This is a genomic window from Streptomyces sp. NPDC093018 (assembly GCF_040684035.1).
GTDB classification, from domain to species: Bacteria; Actinomycetota; Actinomycetes; order Streptomycetales; family Streptomycetaceae; genus Streptomyces; species Streptomyces murinus.
On the sequence record NZ_JBFBFF010000016.1, the window covers coordinates 1 to 19,181 of the forward strand.

17 protein-coding genes, 1 pseudogene and 1 riboswitch are annotated in these 19,181 nt (G+C 72.7%); of the genes and pseudogenes, 8 read left to right on the plus strand and 10 right to left on the minus strand.

Features of this window, described 5'->3' with window-relative positions; all coding sequences use genetic code 11:
* The 3 genes and pseudogenes from AB0N90_RS28810 to rarD form a co-directional block, all read left to right on the plus strand.
* Positions 1-484 (plus strand): annotated as a pseudogene (locus tag AB0N90_RS28810) (2-oxoacid:ferredoxin oxidoreductase subunit beta); the annotation flags it as partial.
* A 198-nt stretch (positions 485-682) separates the two neighbouring features.
* On the plus strand, positions 683-1,537 hold the full coding sequence (locus AB0N90_RS28815) for an SDR family oxidoreductase (protein ID WP_365201534.1): 855 nt from the start codon (positions 683-685) through the stop codon (positions 1,535-1,537).
* A 140-nt stretch (positions 1,538-1,677) separates the two neighbouring features.
* A complete protein-coding gene (gene rarD / locus AB0N90_RS28820; RefSeq protein WP_365201537.1) occupies positions 1,678-2,664 on the plus strand; it encodes an EamA family transporter RarD in 987 nt (328 codons plus the stop codon).
* 231 nt (positions 2,665-2,895) lie between these two features.
* On the opposite strand, the gene AB0N90_RS28825 is transcribed toward rarD, so the two are convergent.
* Both AB0N90_RS28825 and AB0N90_RS28830 read right to left on the minus strand, forming a co-directional pair.
* Positions 2,896-3,057 (minus strand): hypothetical protein, encoded by a 162-nt coding sequence (locus tag AB0N90_RS28825; protein WP_365201539.1) that lies wholly within the window; start codon positions 3,055-3,057, stop codon positions 2,896-2,898.
* A complete protein-coding gene (locus AB0N90_RS28830) occupies positions 3,054-3,467 on the minus strand; it encodes an ATP-binding protein (RefSeq protein WP_365201542.1) in 414 nt (137 codons plus the stop codon). The genes AB0N90_RS28825 and AB0N90_RS28830 overlap by 4 nt, the downstream gene beginning before the upstream one ends.
* 221 nt (positions 3,468-3,688) lie before the next feature.
* Here AB0N90_RS28830 and AB0N90_RS28835 point away from each other — a divergent pair, with 221 nt between their 5' ends.
* Positions 3,689-4,951: an XRE family transcriptional regulator gene (locus AB0N90_RS28835; protein ID WP_365201545.1), complete on the plus strand. Its 1,263-nt coding sequence runs from the start codon at positions 3,689-3,691 to the stop codon at positions 4,949-4,951.
* A complete protein-coding gene (locus AB0N90_RS28840) occupies positions 4,948-5,478 on the plus strand; it encodes a GNAT family N-acetyltransferase (protein ID WP_365201548.1) in 531 nt (176 codons plus the stop codon). The genes AB0N90_RS28835 and AB0N90_RS28840 overlap by 4 nt, the downstream gene beginning before the upstream one ends.
* A gap of 203 nt (positions 5,479-5,681) precedes the next feature.
* Here AB0N90_RS28840 and AB0N90_RS28845 read toward each other — a convergent pair whose 3' ends face one another.
* Positions 5,682-6,842 (minus strand): hypothetical protein, encoded by a 1,161-nt coding sequence (locus tag AB0N90_RS28845; protein WP_365201551.1) that lies wholly within the window; start codon positions 6,840-6,842, stop codon positions 5,682-5,684.
* 196 nt (positions 6,843-7,038) lie between these two features.
* Here AB0N90_RS28845 and AB0N90_RS28850 point away from each other — a divergent pair, with 196 nt between their 5' ends.
* Complete coding sequence (locus AB0N90_RS28850; RefSeq protein WP_365201554.1) at positions 7,039-8,190, plus strand: amidase; 1,152 nt, start codon at positions 7,039-7,041, stop codon at positions 8,188-8,190.
* Here the strand turns inward: AB0N90_RS28850 and AB0N90_RS28855 are convergent.
* The 4 genes from AB0N90_RS28855 to AB0N90_RS28870 all read right to left on the minus strand — a co-directional run bounded on the left by AB0N90_RS28855 (position 8,180) and on the right by AB0N90_RS28870 (position 12,770).
* The gene (locus AB0N90_RS28855) at positions 8,180-9,055 is read right to left on the minus strand and encodes an ABC transporter permease (protein ID WP_365201556.1); all 876 of its coding nucleotides are present in this window, start codon (positions 9,053-9,055) and stop codon (positions 8,180-8,182) included. The two genes, AB0N90_RS28850 and AB0N90_RS28855, sit on opposite strands and share 11 nt — an antisense overlap.
* Positions 9,042-10,082: an ABC transporter ATP-binding protein gene (locus tag AB0N90_RS28860; protein ID WP_365201558.1), complete on the minus strand. Its 1,041-nt coding sequence runs from the start codon at positions 10,080-10,082 to the stop codon at positions 9,042-9,044. Before AB0N90_RS28860 ends, AB0N90_RS28855 begins: the two co-directional genes overlap by 14 nt.
* A gap of 129 nt (positions 10,083-10,211) precedes the next feature.
* Entirely contained in the window at positions 10,212-11,453 is a 1,242-nt protein-coding gene (locus tag AB0N90_RS28865; RefSeq protein WP_365201561.1) for a sigma-E factor regulatory protein RseB domain-containing protein, read from the minus strand.
* Positions 11,454-11,759: 306 nt separating this feature from the next.
* The gene (locus tag AB0N90_RS28870; RefSeq protein WP_361683152.1) at positions 11,760-12,770 is read right to left on the minus strand and encodes a polyprenyl synthetase family protein; all 1,011 of its coding nucleotides are present in this window, start codon (positions 12,768-12,770) and stop codon (positions 11,760-11,762) included.
* Positions 12,771-13,303: 533 nt separating this feature from the next.
* A riboswitch (cyclic di-AMP (ydaO/yuaA leader) is annotated at positions 13,304-13,519 on the plus strand.
* 5 nt (positions 13,520-13,524) lie between these two features.
* On the opposite strand from AB0N90_RS28870, the gene AB0N90_RS28875 reads away from it, so the two are divergent.
* Positions 13,525-14,010 carry a transglycosylase SLT domain-containing protein gene (locus AB0N90_RS28875; RefSeq protein ID WP_361683154.1) on the plus strand — a complete coding sequence of 162 codons (486 nt, stop codon included), beginning with the start codon at positions 13,525-13,527 and terminating at the stop codon, positions 14,008-14,010.
* Here AB0N90_RS28875 and AB0N90_RS28880 read toward each other — a convergent pair.
* The 3 genes from AB0N90_RS28880 to AB0N90_RS28890 form a co-directional block, all read right to left on the minus strand.
* Positions 14,004-14,867: an HAD family hydrolase gene (locus tag AB0N90_RS28880; RefSeq protein ID WP_365201564.1), complete on the minus strand. Its 864-nt coding sequence runs from the start codon at positions 14,865-14,867 to the stop codon at positions 14,004-14,006. The two genes, AB0N90_RS28875 and AB0N90_RS28880, sit on opposite strands and share 7 nt — an antisense overlap.
* A 199-nt stretch (positions 14,868-15,066) precedes the next feature.
* Complete coding sequence (locus AB0N90_RS28885; RefSeq protein WP_365201567.1) at positions 15,067-16,278, minus strand: FAD-dependent oxidoreductase; 1,212 nt, start codon at positions 16,276-16,278, stop codon at positions 15,067-15,069.
* Positions 16,279-16,333: 55 nt separating this feature from the next.
* Positions 16,334-17,596, minus strand: coding sequence for an ATP-grasp domain-containing protein (locus AB0N90_RS28890; protein WP_365201569.1), 1,263 nt, complete (start codon positions 17,594-17,596; stop codon positions 16,334-16,336).
* A 238-nt stretch (positions 17,597-17,834) separates the two neighbouring features.
* Between AB0N90_RS28890 and fahA the strand changes: the two genes are divergently transcribed.
* Positions 17,835-19,055 (plus strand): fumarylacetoacetase, encoded by a 1,221-nt coding sequence (gene fahA / locus AB0N90_RS28895; RefSeq protein WP_365201572.1) that lies wholly within the window; start codon positions 17,835-17,837, stop codon positions 19,053-19,055.
* Positions 19,056-19,181 lie beyond the last annotated feature (126 nt).

Below are 19,181 nucleotides of genomic sequence, written 5' to 3' on the forward strand. Positions count from 1 at the left end.
CCTCACCGAGGTCCTGCGCGCCGCCGCCGCACACCCGGGCACCGCACTCGTGGAGATCTACCAGAACTGCAACATCTTCAACGACGGCGCCTTCGACGCCCTCAAAGACCGCCAGCAGGCCGAGGAGGCACTGATCCGGCTGGAGCACGGACAGCCGATCCGCTTCGGCGCCGAGGGGGCGCGCGGTGTCGTACGCGACCGGCGCACCGGCGACCTGGAGGTGGTCACCGTGACCCCGGAGAACGAGGCGGAGCTGCTGGTCCACGACGCCGGTGCCGCGTCCCCGACCACCGCCTTCGCCCTCTCCCGGCTGGCCGATCCGGACACCCTGCACCACACCCCGATCGGGGTCTTCCGCTCGGTCGAACGGCCGGTCTACGACGAGCAGATGACCGAACAGCTGGACACCGCGATCGAGCAGAAGGGCAAGGGTGACCTGGGCGCGCTGCTCGCGGGCGGCGACACCTGGACGGTCGTCGGCTGACCCCACCCGCCGATACCGGCACACCGCTTCACGAGGCCCGGGACGACCGTTCCCGGGCCTCTTCGCATGCCCGGACGATGGCCGGGGCAATGGCCGGGCGATGACCGGGGTCATATCCGGGCGAGGGTGCACTTTCTTTTAGTTAGCGCTAGCTGTATGGTTAGTGCCCCAGCCCCCTCGCAAGGAGTGTCAGAGACCATGAGCATCGTCGTCACCGGAGCCACCGGACACCTCGGCCGGCACGTCGTGGAGCAGCTGCTGGAGAAGGTTCCGGCGGAGCAGATCACCGCCGTCGTACGCGACGAGAAGAAGGCCGCGGACCTCGCGGCGCGCGGCGTCCGGCTGGCCGTCGCCGACTACAACGCGCCCGAGACCTTCGACACCCTGTTCGCCGCGGGCGACAAGGTCCTGCTGATCTCGGGCAACGAGTTCGCCAACGACCGGGTGCGGCAGCACACCGTGGTGATCGAGGCGGCGAAGGCGGCGGGCGTGGCGCTGCTCGTGTACACCAGCGCCCCGGGCAGCCTGAAGGCCACGCTGGCCGACGACCACCGGGCCACCGAGAAGGTGCTGCTGGCCTCCGGCCTGCCGTACACGCTGCTGCGCAACGGCTGGTACCACGAGAACTACACCGAGCAGCTCGCCCCGGTGCTGGAGCACGGCGCCGTCGTGGCCGCGGCCGGCGAGGGCCGGGTCTCCTCGGCCGCCCGCGCCGACTACGCGGCCGCCGCGGTCGCGGTGCTGACCGGCGAGGGCCACGAGAACCGGACGTACGAGCTGGGCGGCGACGAGGCGTGGAGCTTCGCCGAGTACGCGGCCGAGCTGAGCCGCGCGGCGGGCCGGGAGATCGTCTACAACGCGGTCACCGAAGAGGTGATGGCGGGCATCCTCGTCGGCGCCGGGCTGCCCGAGCCGCTGGCCGCCATCCTCGCCGGGGTGGACCCCTCGATCGAACGAGGCGAGCTGGTGGTCGACTCCGGCGACCTCTCCCGGCTGATCGGCCGCCCGACGACTCCGCTGGCCCAGGCCGTCGAGGCCGCGCTCAAGGACTGACCGGCGCCCGACCTGCGCCTTCTCCTACGCGCCCCCGGCTGTCATGACCGTATGGCGATACGGACATGACAGCCGGAGGCGCGCGGCGTTACCTTCGTGCCCGCGCGCACGTGGGCGCATGAGAAGCGGAGGGAGGGCCCGTGCCCGGGACGTCCAAGGGTGAGCACCGCATAGGTCTGCTGAACGGTTTCGCCGCCTATGGCATGTGGGGCCTGGTCCCCCTGTTCTGGCCGCTGATGAAGCCCGCCGGGGCGATGGAGATCCTCGCCCACCGGATGGTGTGGTCGCTGGTCTTCGTCGCCGTGGCCCTGCTGTTCGTACGGCGCTGGGCCTGGGCCGGGGAACTGCTGCGCCGGCCGCGCCGGCTGGCGCTGGTGGTCGTGGCCGCCGCGGTGATCACCGTCAACTGGGGCGTGTACATCTGGGCCGTGAACGCCGGCCATGTGGTGGAGGCGTCCCTCGGGTACTTCATCAATCCGCTGGTCACCATCGCCATGGGCGTGCTGCTGCTGAAGGAGCGGCTGCGGCCCCTGCAATGGGTGGCGGTGGCGACCGGGTTCGCCGCGGTCGTCGTCCTGACCGTCGGCTACGGCCACCCGCCGTGGATCTCGCTCTGCCTCGCGTTCAGCTTCGCGACCTACGGGCTGGTGAAGAAGAAGGTGGGTCTCGGCGGTGTCGAGTCACTGGCCGCCGAGACCGCGATCCAGTTCCTGCCCGCGCTCGGCTATCTGATCTGGCTCGGCGCACAGGGGCACTCCACCTTCACGACCGAGGGCGCGGGGCACGGGGCGCTGCTCGCCTCCACCGGTGCCGTCACCGCTCTGCCGCTGGTCTGCTTCGGCGCGGCGGCGATCCGCGTGCCGCTGTCCACCCTGGGCCTGCTCCAGTACCTGGCCCCCGTCTTCCAGTTCGTGCTGGGCATCCTCTACTTCCACGAGGCCATGCCGCCCGAGCGCTGGGCCGGTTTCGCCCTGGTGTGGGTGGCCCTACTGCTGCTCACGGGCAGCGCCCTGCACTCGGCACGCCGGTCGAGGAAGACCCTGGCCGCCCTGGAGTCGAAGGTCGCGGAGACCCGGCTCGGAACGCCCCGCACCGAGGCTCCGGGTGGGGCCTCCGTCGACGCGTGACCCCAACACCCGAGGAGCCGTAGGGGCCCGTAGCGGGCTGGTCGTTACCCCTGGTGCGCGCGGGACGGTCACACCGCTCCGTGCTCAGCCGCCCGCTCGGCCCAGGAGGCCCGGTCAGTGAGGCGCAGCATGCGCGCGCGGGGCGGATTCCGGGGGGCGGGGTCATCGGCGGGCGGGGCCCGGTTTCGGCGGAGTTCACCGGCCGGGGCTTCACCGCGCCCTGGGGCGCGGTCACGTCTGCTCGTCCCTCTCCGGCTCTCCTGCGACGGCGGCCGGGTCGGGCTCAGAGGGGTCGGTGCTGATCCGCAGGCACCCGTCCGTGCCGAATAACTCGATCAACTGCGACAGGTGGGCCCGGGCCAGGCTGCGGCCGGAGGGCTCGTCGTCGCTCATCCGCGTCCCTCCAGCTCCGCCCACACGACCTTGCCCCAGCGCCGCTCGTGCGTGCCCCAGTCGGCCGCCAGCTCCGCCACGAGGGCCAGGCCACGCCCGCCCTCCTCGTCGTCCTCCGGCGTGCGCAGTTCGGGCAGTGCGTGAGAGAAGTCCGACACGGCCACGCGGACCCTGTCCGGCGCGGTGCGCTCCACCATGACGCGGATGGACTCCCGCCGGGCGTGCCGCACGGCGTTGGACACCAGCTCGGAGACGACCAGGGCGCCGTCATCAGCCGTCCCGTGCAGGCCCCACGCCGCGCAGGCCGTGCGCACCAGGCGACGGGCGCTGGCCGCGCTCTCGGGGTCACGCGGCAGGGTCTCGCTGTAGCCGGGGCTTCCGGTTGTTTTGGGAGTGGTGGTCACGGTCATCAGGGCCCCTCGTCGGTGAGCGGGAGGTACAGCCCGCTCACGGCAAGGCGGGGCTGCTCCAGAGGGCCGCCGCACTGTCCCTTCCGGTGGCGGTCCACACTCAGTGAACGACGGGATGTGACAGCCTGTGAGGAAATGTCCGGCCGCCGTGATACGCGGGCAACCGGAAATTTCGCGCCCGCTCCAGCACGGCGACCCTGCGATCTCGCTACTTTGAAGCCGTGGACGAGAACAGGCACTTAGCGGATGCGCTCGCCGAAGCGGGGCTCACGCAGGTGGAGTTGGGGGAGGCAGTGAGTGATCACCTGCGGGCGCATGGCCACGCAGGGACCGTGGGTGACCGCACGGTACGCAACTGGCTGACCGGAAAGACGCGTTGGCCTCATTCACGGCAGCGCGAAGCCCTAGAGGCAGTATTCGACCGTACCGCCGAGGAGCTGGGCTTTGTTCCTCCGGTGGACCGACGAAGCCCTACCAGGACGGAGGACCCTGTGAACCGCAGGAATTTCCTCACCGCCGCCACCGGCACGGCCGCCGCCGTGTCCCTGGTCGCCACCCGGCCCTACGCGGTCGGAACCACCGACGTGATCAGGCTCCGTAGCGGCCTGGACGCCCTGACAGCCCTGGACGCCTCCACGGGCGGTCACGAGGCCCTGGAACGTGCCGCCCTCGCCGGCGCCGCCGAAGCCCTGGAGCTACAGAAGCGGGCCGCCTCCCAACGCGTCCGGCAGCGGTTGTACGGCGTCGCCGCCGACTATACGGCCACCGCCGCTTGGTCGGCCGTGGATGCCAGGCAGCGCGACCGTGCCCGGGACCACCTCAACCGAGCACTGCACCTCGCCGGGCTGGGCGCCGCTGCTGAGTCTGAACTCCGCGTGTGGAACTCGCACGCCATGCTGGCCTGCCAGGGACAGCACTACGCCGAAGCCGTGCATGCCGCGCAGGCAGCGCAGGCCACAAGCGCCGCGCGCCGAGACCCGCTGTTCGCCTCCCTCGCGCACGCCCGCACGGCCATCGGGCACGCGGCGTCCGGGGACCGGCAATCCGCCCTGCGGTCGCTGGGGTACGCCGAAGAAGCGCTGACGAAGTCGGCCCTGGACAGCCCGCGCCCAACCTGGGTCGCGTTCTATGGCCCCGCTGAACTGCTGGCCATCACCTCATACGTCCGGGACGACATCGGGGACCCAGCGGGCGCGGAAGCGGCATCCCACCGCGCCCTTGCCGCTCTTCCCCAGGAGTTCCGGCGAAACCGTGCGCTGGCTACCCTCCAGCTCGCTCTGACCCAGCTTCACCAGGGTGACGTGGACCAGGCGTGTGCCACGGCGGAGCAGGTGTTCACGCTCATGCGCGGCAGCACCCTGCCCGGCCGGATGCGCTCATACCTCGGAGACTTCATCCGAGACCTGACCACCCTTGCGCCGGGCTCCGGTACCGCGCGCGAGTGGGAAGACCGCTACCGATCCGAATGGAGCCGAGCTCGATGACGACCTCCGCCTTGGAGCTGCGCCACTACGGCCACGCCGACCTTCCGGAGATCCGGCAAACGCTGATCGATGTGCAGCGGGACGTATACGCCGACGTGATCGAGGACGACGAATTCCGGCAGAAGTTCCCGTGGTTCGTGGACCATTGGGGCAGGAACCCCGGCTTCTCGTGCGTGATCGCGTACGACGGCGATGAGCCGGTGGGCTTCACGTACGGCGCTCCTGGCGTGGAGGGCCGGGAGTGGTGGCGGGAGCACCTGAACCCGGCGCCGGAGAAGTCCCGCACCTTCCATTTCTCCGAGCTTCAAGTCCGCCCTCCGTGGCGGGGCAAGGGCGTTTCGGAGCGGCTGCACCGGGCGCTGATGGATGCCCAGGACGATGACCTGGCGGTGCTGCTCGTGGACGTGACGCACCCGAAGGTCCAGGCCCTGTACGAGTCCTGGGGGTACCGGAAGGTCGGAGAGGACCAGCCGTTCCCCGACTCCCCGGTCTACGCCGTGATGCTCGTGGACCTGCCGCTGTCCTGAGCCGAGCGCTTACACATACGGGAGCACAGCCGGTGAGGACTGCGGCTCCCTGGCCCCTATCTGGAGTGGGGCCTTCCCCGCTGGCAGTCCTCTACTTCCACGAGGCCATGCCGTCCGACCGCTGAGCCGGTGCCCCCCGCACCGAGGCTCCGGGTGGGGCCTCGGTGGACGCCTGATCGTTTCCGCAGCCGTGCGGGGAGCGGTCACGCCGCTCCGTGCTCGGCCGTCCGCTCGGCCCGGGAGGCCCGGTCGGTGAGGCGGAGCATGCGGGCGCGGGCGGATTCCAGGGGCCGGGGGTCGTCGGCGGCGGGGCCCGGTTCGGCGGCGAGGTCGGTCCAGAGGTCTATCAGGTCGCGGCCCAGCCGCAGCCCCTCCTCCGGGTCCCGTACGGCACGCCAGGCGGTCGAGGCGCTCTGCACATTGCCGTAGGCCGCGTCCGCGTCCCGCGCGATGCGGCGCAGTTGGGCCAGGTCCAGGGAGAGCCGGCAGGCGCGTACCGGTTCGCCCGCCAGGTAGGCGATGTAGGCGGCCAGTTCGCGCAGGTGCAGCACCTCGGCGTGGTCGGCGCCGAGGACGGTGACGGCTTCCTCGACCGTGCGCTCGACGAGTTCCGCCGCGTCCTCGATCCGGCCCGCGCGCACGGCCTCGTTGATCCGCGTCATCGGCTCGGTGAGCAGTTCGGCCCCCTCCACGGTCTCGGTGACCGGACCGTCCCCGAGCACCTCTTCGGCCACGGCGTCGAAGCCGCGGGGCGGGGTGGGAGTGGCGGTGGTCGCGGGGACGGACTCGGCGGGCCAGCCGGTGGTGGTCTCGGAGAGCCTCGGCGCGGGCGCGGGCGCGGACGCGGGCGCGGCGGTGAGCGGCCGGGGGGCACTCACGACGGGCGCGGGAGCGATCACGACGGGCGCGGGGACGTCTACGGCGGGCTCCGGTGCGTCCACGACGGGCGCCGGTACGTCCACGACGGGCGCGGCGGAAGCTACGGCGGATCCCGGCACCGCCGCCCCCATGACCGGTGCCGGGCCGAACTCGCCCCTCGGGGGCCGGAGGAATTCCGGTGCCTCGGGCTGAGCGACCCGGACGGCCTTGCCCGTGACCCGGCTGGAGCCGTCCGCGAACACCTCCAGCGGGACGACACAACCGGCGCGGTCGTCCTGGATGGTGGCCCGTATGGGGGTGCCGAGGCTGATGGCGAGGCGCTGGAGGTGGTTCAGGACGGCCTGCTGGATCTCTTCACCCGGTGCCGCCACGACCGCCGCTCCGCCCACGGACGCGCCGCCCGCGCCGTACACCCGGACGGGCACCGCCGCCGGGTGCGCCACGGGTCCCGGCACCCGCTTCTTCTCGAAGCTCAGTCGAGCCATCGGTCCTTCCCTCACTCCCCCGCGCCGCGCACCGGCCGCACGCGTCCTGCGAACCAGTGTGTCCGTTCCATGCCCGCCTCCGCGTCACGCCGACGTCACAGCCTCGTCCCAACGGCCCGCGGGGCCCGGCCGGGAACCGCGACGGCGGCCGCGGATGTGCTGTTCAACGACGCCACCTGAAGGGAGAGACGGCACCATGACCAGTGCTCGGGAGATCGCCGCGGCCGTGCGCTCCGGCGCGGCCACGGCCGTCGGGGCGGTCTCCGCCGCGCTGGCGCGGATCGAGCGCGTCGACCCGGTGCTGTGCGCCTTCGCGGAGGTGTGGGAGGAGGCCGCGCTGCGGGGCGCGCGGGCGGTGGACGAGCGGATCGCGGCGGGGGAACACCTGCCGCTGGCCGGGGTGCCGATCGGGGTGAAGGGGAAGCGGGGGCTGCGCGGGGCGGGGCCGCTGATCGCCGCCGGGTGCGTCCCGGTGGGGGCCACCGCCGTGCCGGGGCCGGGAACCGCCTGGCAGACATGGGGACTTGGGCGGTACGGCCGTACGGTCAACCCCTGGCGGTACGACCGGGCGCCCGGCGGTTCCTCGGCGGGTTCCGCCGCCGCCGTGGCCGCCGGGCTGGTGCCGCTGGCCACCGGCACCGACGGGGCGGGCTCGGTGCGGATCCCGGCCGCGTGGTGCGGGGTGGTCGGCCTGAAGGCGACCAACGGGCGGCTTCCCTCCACCGACCGCACGGGGCTCGCGGCGCCCGGCGTGCTGGCCCGGTGCGCGGCGGACGCGGAGGCGTGCTGGCGGGTGCTGACCGGCCCGGCCGAGACCCCGGGCAGCGGTGAGCGCCGTACGCCCACCGCCCTGTGGTCGGCGGACCTCGGCACGCCCACCGCCCTGTGGTCGCCCGATCTCGGCTTCGCCGGCCCCGACCCCGAGCCGGTCGCGCTCGCCCACGCCGCCGCCCGCCGGCTCGCGGACGCGGGAGCCGTACGCCTGCTGCCGCCCGGAAAGCCCCTCCGCCTCGAAGACCCGGGCCCCGCCTGGCTCGCCCTGCGGGGCGGCGGCGATCTCCGTACGGCCGCCCGCGTCCGTGCCGTCAACGACCGTCGTCTCGCCGCCCTCTTCCGCCGCGCCGACCTCCTGCTGACGCCCACCACCCCCTGCGCCGCCCATGGCCACGACGGCCCGGGAGACCGCTACTCCACCGCTCTCACCTGGGCGTTCAACCTCAGCGGGCACCCGGCGCTCAGCCTGCCCGCGGGGCTCGGCCGGGACGGCTGCCCGGTGGGGCTCCAGTTGGTGGCGGCGCCCGGCCGGGAGGAACTGCTGCTGGCGGTGGCCGGTTCGGCTAGGTGGTGATGTCCTTCGTGGTGAACCGCGCCCACGCCGCCGAGCCGAACACCGCCGCGTACAAAGCCTGGAGGCCGAGGCCGCGGACGAGGTCGTGCCAGTAGACGGGGTCGCGCATCAGGTCGGCGAAGGACAGCCAGTAGTGGGAGAAGAGGTACGGCCGTACGGCGTGCAACTGGGGGAACTGGTCGAGGATCTGGGCGGTGACGACCAGGCCGACGGTGGCCGCCATCGCCGCGATGCCGCTGCTGGTCAGGGTGGAGACGAAGAGGCCGAGGGCCGCCACGCCGATCAGGGACGCGGCCACCACCAGCGCGATCAGCAGGGCCCGCAGCAGGCCGTCGGTGAAGCTGATGGTCGTACCGGAGATGGTCATCAGGTCGCCGACCGGGAAGAGCAGTACGCCGGTCAGCAGGGCGGAGACGGCGACCACCAGCGTGGCCAGCAGGCAGAACGCCACCACCGTCGCGTACTTGACGAGCAGCAGGCGGGTGCGTCCGGCCGGGGCCACCAGGAGGTAGCGCAGGGTGCCCGCGTCGGCCTCGCCCGCGATCGAGTCGCCCGCGACGACGCCGACCGCCATCGGCAGGAAGAACGGAAGGGTCGCGGCCAGCGCCGTGCACACCAGGAAGAGGCCGTTGTCGGTGACCTGGCCGAGGAAGGCGGGCCCGGCCGCGCCGGACGAGCCGCCGCCCGCCCGGACCTTCACCACGACCCCGATCAGCACCGGCACCGCCGCCAGCACCCCGAGCAGTACGAGCGCCCGCCAGCGGCGGAGCGTGGTGAGCAGTTCGCTGCGCAGCAGGCCGAGCGTCCACAGCGGGTGGGGCCCGCGCTCGGCGGCGGCCGTGGTCGCTGTGTCAGCGCGCGACATCGAAACCCTCCCCCGTCAGTGCCACGAACGAGTCCTCCAGGGAGGCCCGGCGGAGGGTGAACCCCCGTACCCGTACGCCCGCCGCGACCAGGGCCGCGTTCACCTCGGCGAGGTCGCGGTCGGGCGGCTCGCCGGTGACCCGGTCGCCGTCGGCGGTGACATCGGCGGCGCCCTGCTCCTTCAGCACCCGGGCGGCCTCCGCCGGGTCCGGGGTGGTCACCACCAGGCGGTCGCGCGCCCCCGCCGCGAGGTCGGCCATGGCGCCCTGGGCGAGCAGCCGGCCGCGGGCCATCACGGCCACATGGGTGCACACCTGCTCGATCTCGTCCAGGAGGTGGGAGGAGAGGAAGACGGTGCTGCCGTCGGCGGCGAGTTCCCTGATCAGGGTGCGGATCTCGCGCATGCCCTGCGGGTCGAGGCCGTTGGTCGGCTCGTCCAGGACCAGCAGCCGGCGCGGTCGCAGCAGCGCGGCGGCCAGACCCAGGCGCTGCTTCATGCCGAGTGAGTACGCCTTCGCCCGCTTGCCCGCGGCCGCCGCGAGACCCACCCGCTCCAGGGCGGCGGCGACCCGGGCGGCCCGGGTGCGCGGGTCGGCGGTCGGGTCGGCCGCGTCCAGGCGCAGCAGATTGTCCCGGCCGGAGAGATGGCCGTACAGGGCGGGGCCCTCGATGAGCGCGCCGACCTGTGGCAGGACCGTCCGGGCGGCCCGCGGCATGGGCAGGCCCAGGACGCGGGCCGTGCCGGAGGTCGGCTCGATCAGGCCCATCAGCATGCGGATGGTGGTGGTCTTGCCGGAGCCGTTCGGGCCGAGGAAGCCGAAGACGCTGCCCGCCGGGACGGTCAGATCGAGACCGTCCACGGCGAGTTGCCCGCCCCGGTAGCGCTTGGTGAGGCCGCGGGTGGCGATCACGCCGTCCGCGTCCCCGGGCCGCACCGGGTCCGAATCGGGCCGTACCGGGTCCGGATCGGGCCGTACCGGGTCCGGATCGGGCCGTACCGGGTCCGGATCGGGCCGTACCGGGTCCATCGGCTTCCCCTCCTCGAATCCCGTCGGCTCCCGACGGCTTCCACCGGTTTCCGACGACTCCCGCGGGCACCCGACGACTCCCGCCGGTTCCCGACGACTCCCCCGTCGACTCCCCTCGGCGGGTGCGGCCTACTTGCCCGCGTCCGCCGCCTTCACCAGCGCGTCCTTGGTGACCGCGCCGGCGTAGACCTTGCCGTCGTCGGTCATCAGGACGTTGACCAGGCGGGTGGAGAAGACCGTGCCCTTGCCGAACTTTCCGGAGACCTTGTCGCCCAGCGAGCCGAGGAAGCCGCCGAGGTCGCCGCCCTTGTCGCCGGTGGGCAGGCCGCCCTTGGCGCCGGAGTCGAAGGTGGCGATGGAGGTCCAGCCCTTGCCGATCACCTTGGGGGCGCCCTTGCCTTCGAGGCCCTTGGCGCCGTCCGTGCCCTCCAGGCCCTTGCCGGGGCCGGGCCGCTCCGCGCCCTTGTCCGCGCCGTCCTTCAGCGAACCGTCCTGCTGCTCGGTGACCTTCGCGCCCTTCGGCGGGGTGAAGGCGAACGTGGAGGCGGCGGGCCGGGCGAAGGAGACCTGGGTGAAGCCCGCGTCGAGCACGGCGGCGCCGCCGCTCTTCGGGGTCAGGGTGAACTTCAGCGGCATGCCGGTCTTCGCGTCCACCGCGATGTTGATCGCGCCGACCGTGGTGCCGGACTGGCGGGGCTTGATCTGCAGCTTGTAGGCGTCGCGCCCGGCGACCTGGGCGGTGCCGTCGACGGTCACCGAGGTGGTGTCGTCCACCGCCTTCAGCGCCTGCTCGGCGAAGTCCTTGGGCGTGGCCGGGGGCTCGGTGCGGTCCTTGCCCGCGGCGGGCGCGGTGCCGTGGGAGACCTGGTCGCTCTTGCTGTCGTAGCCCCAGACGTCCTTGCCGTTGTGGATGACGCTGTACTCGGCGCCCTGCTCCAGGAGCGAGAGCTTCTGCCGGTCCGGGCCGTCGGCCGCGACGCGCAGGGTGTGGGTGCCGGAGAGCAGTTCGGTCAGCCGGGAGCTCGGGTCGGCGGCGGAGCCGGAACCCGCGCCGGAGCCCTGGGCCATGCCGGAGGCGAGGCCGCTCTCCAGGCCGCCGAGGTCCGGCAGGCCCAGATCGGTGCTGATCTTCACGGTGCCGGACAGCTGCTGCACGTCCGACTTGGCGATCTTGTCGATGAGCTGCTGGGCGGTGACCTTGGGCAGGTCCGGGTCGCCGGAGTCGGCGAGCGCCGGGACCAGCCCGATGGTGGCCGCGGCCACCCCGACCACCGCGACCGGGACGGCGTACCGAGCGGCCTTGCGGCGGCCCGAGCGCGTCTCCTCGTCCCGCGCGGCGCCCACTGCGTCGTCGGATTCGTACGGTGCCATGTGTGCCTTACCTCCGTCGTCGGCGGCGGCTGCCCTCACGCTGGTCCACCCGAGCCGCCATTCTCACCCGAATCGGTGAGGAGTGGTGATGTCCGTGGTGTCCATACGACCAAATCCGCGGTGAGGAATCGTCAGCCCTCGGAGCCAACTCGGCGTACGACTGCGGTATGACACGTAGGGCGCACCCCTAGGGGCTCGAACACATCCCGAACACACATCCCTACGGGCAGGATGCGACGGGAAGCGGGGGTACGGCCACCTGGTGGACGCCGAACGGGTGGTTGTCCGGGGCACGGACACGGGCGGTCACCCGGCCCGGTGCACCACCGCGTCGCACAGCTCCGTCAGCGCCACCTTGGCATCGCACTCCCGCAGCGGGGCGAGCGCGGCGCGCGCCTCCTCCGCGTACCGCACGGTGTCCCGGCGGGCCTGCTCCAGGGCCGGGTGGGCGCGCAGCGCGGCCAGCGCCTCGGCGTGCCGGGCGTCGTCGGCGAGGTCGGAGTCCAGCAGCTCGCACAGGGCGAGGTCCTCGGGCAGGCCGAGCCGGGCGGCCCGCTCGCGCAGCCGCAGCACGGGCAGGGTCGGGATGCCCTCGCGCAGATCGGTGCCGGGGGTCTTGCCTGACTCATGGGAGTCGGAGGCGATGTCCAGGTAGTCGTCGGCGAGCTGGAAGGCCACGCCGAGCCGCTCGCCGTACTGGGTGAGCACGTCCACGACCGTCTCGTCGGCGCCGGACATCATCGCGCCGAACCGGCAGGACACCGCGACCAGCGAGCCGGTCTTGCCGCCGAGGACGTCGAGGTAGTGCTCGACCGGGTCGCGGCCGTCGGTGGGTCCCGCGGTCTCCAGGATCTGGCCGGTGACCAGGCGTTCGAACGCGAGGGCCTGGACCCGGACCGCCTCGGGGCCGAGGTCGGCGAGGATCTGGGAGGCACGGGCGAAGAGGAAGTCGCCGGTGAGGACCGCGACGGAGTTGCCCCAGCGGGTGTTGGCGCTGTCCACGCCCCGGCGTACGGCGGCCTCGTCCATGACGTCGTCGTGGTAGAGCGTGGCCAGATGGGTCAGTTCCACGACCACGGCCGACGGCACCACTCCGGGCGCGTAGGGGTCGCCGAACTGCGCCGCGAGCATCACGAGCAGCGGCCTGAAGCGCTTGCCGCCGGCCCGTACGAGGTGCTGCGCGGCCCCCGTGATGAACGGGACCTCGCTCTTCGTGGCCTCTAGCAGGCCTTCCTCGACAGCCGCCAATCCGGCCTGGACATCGGCTTCGAGAGCCTGGTCCCGCACGCTCAGCCCGAACGGCCCGACGACGGTCACGAGGGGTCTCCTGTCTGCTGGTGTCTGCTGCCGATTACGCGGTTTGTCGATAGGTCGCTGCCATCACTCAAGTCAGCGTATCCGGTCCGGTTTCGATCACCGATAGCGCCCACCCCGCACCCACCCGTCCAGCCCGGGCGGTAACGGATCATGACCGGCATACCCCCGCTCGGATGATGACAACGGACATTTATCCACTTAACAGGTAATCGGGAACTTCATCGTGACCTCGGAGATGAGCGGAGTATCGACTCCGCCCCACCGAGGGACGAATCCCCCATGCCCGATTTTCCACAGTTTGCCATTTCGTGAATTGGGTCACCTGGCCGACTTCCCGCCGGTAACCCGCCGACACCCCCTCTCGCCGCGTGTCGTAAGCGAGTTGAGCGTTGGCATTCGCAAAGGATCAAGTACCCCATAGGCTGATGATCAAGGCCAAATGCCTCGATATAACAATTCAGCGCTTGTTCCCGGCATGTGCTCTCGCATACGTTCCCGAGCCATCGGGCGGACGCCTAATCCTGCCGCCGCCCGTACACCCATCGACGAACTCATTCGTACGGCAGGAGCGGGGGACCCAGGTAAGTCGCCGAACCGGACGACTCACATGGCGCAGCGCGTGACACAGCGCGCCGCACCGCGTGTTCGCACCGGACGGCTTGGGGTAAAGCCACGCCTCTCACGGGGCGCGACCGGGCACCTCCCCGCCCGAACCCGACAGCTCACCTCGCAGGCGTAGGAGAGGAAAGCCCCCATGTCTGCTGCCGCTCAGCCGCGTCGTACCCGCGCCAACCGTCTCGTCCGTCTGATCGCCGTCGCCGGCACCGGCGCGGCCGTGCTCGCCATGCCCCTCGTGGGCGCGGCGACCGCGTCCGCCACCACCGGTACGACCTCGGCCGCCACCACGCCCGCCGGGTACCCGAACAACCTCGACGGCTGGATCCGCGAGTCCCTCGCGATCATGGCCGAGAAGCACATCCCGGGCTCCTACAACGGCATCCACCGCAACATCATCCGCGAGTCCTCGGGCAACCCGAACGCCATCAACCTGTGGGACTCCAACGCGGCCAAGGGCATACCGTCCAAGGGTCTGCTCCAGGTGATCGACCCGACCTTCAACGCGTACCACGTGGCCGGAACGTCGTTCAACATCTACGACCCGGTCGCGAACATCACCGCCGCCTGCAACTACGCGGCGGCGCGGTACGGCTCGATCGACAACGTCAACGGCGCCTACTGACCGACGCCGGGCCCCAGGGCCTTCGGCACCCCCGCTGTTCCCGGCCGTCCGGCCGGGAACAGCCTTTCGAGGACGACGGCGATGCCGTCGTCCTCGTTCGACGTCGTGACCTCGTCGGCGACCGCCTTCAGCTCGGGGTGGGCGTTCGCCATCGCGACGCCGTGCGCCGCCCAGCGGAACATCGGGATGTCGTTGGGCATGTCACCGAAGGCGAGGGCGTCCGCCGCGGGGATCCCGAGCCGCTCGGCGGCCCGCGCGAGGCCGGTCGCCTTGGTCACCCCGCACGGCTGGAGCTCCACGGTCCCGGGTCCCGACATCGTGACCGTGGCCAGCGAGCCCACCACCGAGCGGGCCGCCGCCGCCAACTCGTCGTCGGACAGGGTGGCGTGGCGCAGCAGCACCTTGCTGATCGGCGCGCCCCACAGATCGTCGCGCCGGGCCACCCCGACCGCGGGCAGGGTCGGATGCGGCATCCGGTATCCGGGTTCGATCAGGGTGAGCCCGTCCGTGCCGTCCTGGTCGACGGCCGCGAACACCGGGCCCACCTCCGCCTCGATCTTGCCGAGCGCGGTCTCGGCCAGCTCCCGGTCCAGCCGGACCGACCACAGCATGCGGCCGGACCCGGCGTCGTACACCTGCGCCCCCTGCCCGCACACCGCGAGCCCCGTACTGCCGAGGGCGGTCAGCAGCGGGCGGACTCTGGGGGCCGGGCGGCCGGTGACCACCAGATGCCGGGCCCCGGCCCGCTCCGCCCGCGCGAGCGCGGCCAGCGAACGCTCGGAGACGGTGTCGTCGCCGCGCAGCAGCGTCCCGTCCAGGTCGGTGGCGATCAGTGCGTACGCGGGGGAGGAAACCATGATCCGAGAATACGGACCCACCCCCTCCACCGGCCTGTGCGTCCCACCCCGACTCCCGTGTCATTACCCGGACTTGTGTGGGAGGTGACTTCAAGTGGGCTTGGGGGACGTGGTGATGGGGGCGGGGACGGGGGCGGGGGCGGCTGTCCGGCCCCGCCCCGGTGCTCACCCGTGCGCCCCCGCTCCCCGCCACCGGTGCTCACCCGTGCGCCCCCGCCAGATGTCCCGCCAGCCTCGGTGAGGCGAATTCCGTGCCGCACACGAAGCGCATCACCGGGCCGTAGGAGGAGGCGGCCGGCAGGCCGGTGAAGTAGAGGCCGGGGACCGAGGAGACGTAGCCGGCGCCCAGGCGCGGGGTGCCGCGGCTGGTGGCGAGGTGGGTGCGCAGGGTGGGGCCGAGGAAGTCCATCGCGGCGATGTCCACCCGGTAGCCGGTCGCGGCGACGACATGGTCGGCGGTGAGGTGCTCGACGCGGCCGCCGTGCGTGCGCACGGTCAGCACCGGGCCGCCGTCCTCCGCCGCCGCGCCCAGCACCCGCTCGACGTCCGTCACCTGGACGGCGCCCTCGAACCGCTCCCGCAGCCACCAGGCGCCGAGCGGGCCGAGCACCCGGCGCACCAGGAAGTGCCGGGTGGGCTCGGGCAGGAAGCGGTAGGGGTGCGGGCAGTAGCTGAACGCCCACAGCGACCAGGCCCGCCCGAACGGCGACTCGGGACGCAGCCTCGGCTGCTCCCAGGGCGGCGCCCCGAACGCGACCCGGCCGCGCCCCCGCGCCACCACCCGCACCCGGGCCCCGGCCTCCGCCGCGAGCGCGGCCGTCTCCAGCGCGGACTGCCCGGCGCCGACCACGATCAGCTCCTTGCCGGCGAACCGCGTGAGGTCATGGTGCTGGGAGCTGTGCGAGACGGGGCCCCCGGGAGCGGGCTCGGCACCGGCCGCCCGTCGCAGCTCGGCCGGGAGATGGGCGAGGCCGGACAGCCCGGTGGCCACCACGACCGCCCGCGCGACGAACGACTCGCCCGAGTCCAGCTTGAGTTCGAAGCCCCGGCCCGCGTCCCGCCCGGCCGGCTCCACGGAGACCACCCGCACCCGCTCCAGCTGCGGCACGAGCCGCCGCTGGAACCACTCGCCGTACCCGATGAAGGTCTCCACCGGGATCACGTCCTCGTCGCTGACCAGCCGCCGGAGCCCGGCCGCGGCGCAGTAGTCGGCGAGGGTGTGGCCGGGCTGCGGGCAGTCGAGGCTGGAGGCGGCGGGGGTCGATTTCAGCAGCATGCCCTCGGGCATATGGGCGCGCCAGCTGACCATGGGGTCGCCGAAGACCCGTACGGGCAGGCCGCGCGCCCGCAGATGGGCGGCGGTGGACAGGCCGAACGGCCCCGCCCCGATGACTGCAACCGGTCGGATCACGAAGTCCCTCCCCAGGACGCGTTTCCTCATGGCCTGCTTGGGTGTGCCGCATGGCCTACTTGGGTGTGCCGCGGCGACGCTCCTGCCACAGCTGACGCAGATGCCGCGCGCCCGGCCGCACGAAGCGGGCGAGCATGGTGAGGAACGGCAGCGGATCGTCCCCCGCGAACCAGGCCAGCTCCGTCCCGCTCGCCCGCGCCGGCGCGTGCGGGGTCGTATAGCCGCCGCGGCGGTAGGCGAGCAGGGCCGGCAGATCGATGTTCTCCACGACATAGCGCCGCCCGGCACGCTGCTCCCCCTCGGGCACCGGGCGCCCGGTCAGATCGAGGTGCAGCGCCCGTACGACGTCCACGCCCGCCGCGCTCTCGAACAGCCGGAACTGCGCGCCCATCCGCGGATTGAAGTCCAGCAGCTTGTACCGCCCGTCGCGGCGGTCGAAGCGCAGATCCAGGTCGGCCACCCCGCTGAACCCGATCCGCTTCACGAACCGCGCCGCCAGGTCGGCGAGTTCGGGGTTGTCGACGACGTACGCGTGCGCGGTCATGCCCGCGTGCGGCGGCCAGGACCGCACCTTCACCCCGGTGAACAGCGCCAGCGGGTTCGCGTCCCGGTCGAAGCAGGCGTGCACGATCCAGTCCTCGGCCTGCTCGCGCGGCAGGTACTCCTGGAGGATCACCCCGGGGTCCGGCCCCCATGCGCGGGCCAGGGCGAGCAGGCCCGCGCGGGTGGCGATCCGCGTGGTGCCGGCCACGGCGGGCCGGCTGCGGCGCAGGAACGCCTCCCGGTTCTTGGCCACCACCGGGAAGCTCGCGGTGTCGGCGAAGGCCACGACCTCCTCGTACGACCGCGGGAAGGCCGCCGCCGGGCTCGCGAGCCCGTGTCCGTGCTCCTCGCACAGTTCGTGCAGCCCCTGCTTGCTGGCCACCCGGCGCGGCAGCCCGGGGTCCACCGGCGGGCAGAGGAAGGGTCCGGCCAGCTCCTCCCGGTGCTCGGCGATCAGGACGGCCGCCTCCTCGTCCGTCGGGATCAGCACGGCCGGGCGGCCGATCCGGCGGCCGATGCGCAGCAGCCCCCCGACCAGCTGCCCGGCCTCCTCCGCGCCGGTCGTCGGCCAGACGAACGCCCTGCGCAGATAGCGCGAGGCGGCCGCCGGTGTGTACGGGTCCTCGGTGATCGCGTACATGGGCACGCCGAGCCTGCCCAGGCTGCGGATCGCGCCCACCCCGCCGTGGTGCAGCGGGTAGGCGCCGAACTTGACGATCAGTCCCGGCACCTCACGGTCGACCTGCACGGACGCACCGACGGTGTCTTCGGCCACGGGTCCCCCCACGTGTCCCCCCAGGGGAACGGATCCACCCCGTCCGTCTCCCCCGGAGGACGCTAAGCCGGAACTACCGGATCCGACAAGGGTCTTTCGGACATTGCGAACTCTTGAGGCACTACGGGGGCAACCCCCCAGCCACTGCCCAAGACCGGTGTCCCGGCCGTAACGTGTGGCTCGTTCACGTGCAACGCATCGCCATGCATGGCCTGGATGAGAGCGAGGCAGTACCCCGATGCCCCCCTTCGACGTCCCCGAGGGCGACCCCTTCGGCCCGCACAACCTTCCCCTTGGCGTGTTCTCGCCCTCCGGCAGCTCGGAGCGCAGGGTGGGCGTCCGGCTCGGGGACCAGGTCCTCGACGCAGGCGCCGCGGCCGCGGCCCTCGGCTCGCCGCACCAAGCGCTGCTCGCCCGCCCCGTCCTCAACCCGCTGCTGGCGGCCGGGCGCGCCACCTGGACCGAGGTGCGCTCCGCGATCACCTCCTGGGTCACCGACCCCGCGTACCGCGAGACGCTCGCGCCCCTGTTCCACCCGCTGTCCGAGGTGTCCCTGCACCTGCCCTTCGAGGTCGCGGACTACGTCGACTTCTACGCCTCGGAGCACCACGCCCGTAACGTCGGCAAGGTCTTCCGCCCGGACGCCGCGGACTCCCTCACCCCCAACTGGAAGCATCTGCCGATCGGTTACCACGGCCGCTCCGGCACCGTCGTGGTCTCGGGCACGGATGTCGTACGGCCCTCCGGGCAGCGCAAGGGTCCCGCCGACCCGGCGCCGGTGTTCGGCCCCTCGATCCGGCTGGACATCGAGGCCGAGGTCGGCTTCGTGGTGGGCGTGCCGAGCGAGCAGGGGACCCCGGTCGCGCTCGGCGACTTCCGCGAGCACGTCTTCGGGCTGTTCCTGCTCAACGACTGGTCCGCGCGCGACATCCAGGCCTGGGAGTACGTGCCCCTCGGCCCGTTCCTCGGCAAGTCCTTCTCCACCTCCGTGTCGGCCTGGATCACCCCCCTGGACGCCCTGGAGCACGCCCGGGTGGCGCCGCCCGAGCGCACCCACCCGCTGCTGCCCTATCTGGACGACGCTGCGCCCGGCATCGAGCCCGGCGGCTACGACCTGCGGATCTCCGTGGCCCTCAACGGCGAGGTGATCTCCGAGCCGCCCTTCTCCGCCATGTACTGGACCGCCGCCCAGCAGCTCGCCCAGATGACGGTCAACGGCGCCTCCCTGCGCACCGGCGACCTGTACGGCTCCGGCACCGTGAGCGGACCCGAGGAACGGCAGCGCGGCTCCCTCCTGGAGCTGACCTGGAACGGCCGCAACCCCCTCGAACTGCCCGACGGCAAGCGCGCCTTCCTGGAGGACGGCGACGTGGTGACCCTGACGGCCTGGGCGCCCGGTCCTGACGGGACCCGGGTGGGCCTCGGCGAGGTGACCGGCCGGATCGTGCCCTCGGCCTGATCCGGTGGGCGCCGCGGGGCGGGCCGGGGGCGGACGGTTCGCTCCCGGTACCTGACTCGCGGCGCCCCTCTTCGTCATACTGGCGGCAGCACGCACCACCCACGGCGGCCACCCGCGCCGCCCCCT

Bases quoted from the DNA above. Each gene is read 5' to 3' on its own strand.
- AB0N90_RS28830 (WP_365201542.1), bottom strand. From the start codon at position 3,467: ATGACCGTGACCACCACTCCCAAAACAACCGGAAGCCCCGGCTACAGC.
- AB0N90_RS28875 (WP_361683154.1), top strand. From the start codon at position 13,525: ATGTCTGCTGCCGCTCAGCCGCGTCGTACCCGCGCCAACCGTCTCGTC.
- AB0N90_RS28815 (WP_365201534.1), top strand. From the start codon at position 683: ATGAGCATCGTCGTCACCGGAGCCACCGGACACCTCGGCCGGCACGTC.
- AB0N90_RS28880 (WP_365201564.1), bottom strand. From the start codon at position 14,867: ATGGTTTCCTCCCCCGCGTACGCACTGATCGCCACCGACCTGGACGGG.
- AB0N90_RS28865 (WP_365201561.1), bottom strand. From the start codon at position 11,453: ATGGCACCGTACGAATCCGACGACGCAGTGGGCGCCGCGCGGGACGAG.
- AB0N90_RS28845 (WP_365201551.1), bottom strand. From the start codon at position 6,842: ATGGCTCGACTGAGCTTCGAGAAGAAGCGGGTGCCGGGACCCGTGGCG.
- AB0N90_RS28855 (WP_365201556.1), bottom strand. From the start codon at position 9,055: ATGTCGCGCGCTGACACAGCGACCACGGCCGCCGCCGAGCGCGGGCCC.
- AB0N90_RS28860 (WP_365201558.1), bottom strand. From the start codon at position 10,082: ATGGACCCGGTACGGCCCGATCCGGACCCGGTACGGCCCGATCCGGAC.
- AB0N90_RS28825 (WP_365201539.1), bottom strand. From the start codon at position 3,057: ATGAGCGACGACGAGCCCTCCGGCCGCAGCCTGGCCCGGGCCCACCTG.
- AB0N90_RS28840 (WP_365201548.1), top strand. From the start codon at position 4,948: ATGACGACCTCCGCCTTGGAGCTGCGCCACTACGGCCACGCCGACCTT.
- fahA (WP_365201572.1), top strand. From the start codon at position 17,835: ATGCCCCCCTTCGACGTCCCCGAGGGCGACCCCTTCGGCCCGCACAAC.
- AB0N90_RS28850 (WP_365201554.1), top strand. From the start codon at position 7,039: ATGACCAGTGCTCGGGAGATCGCCGCGGCCGTGCGCTCCGGCGCGGCC.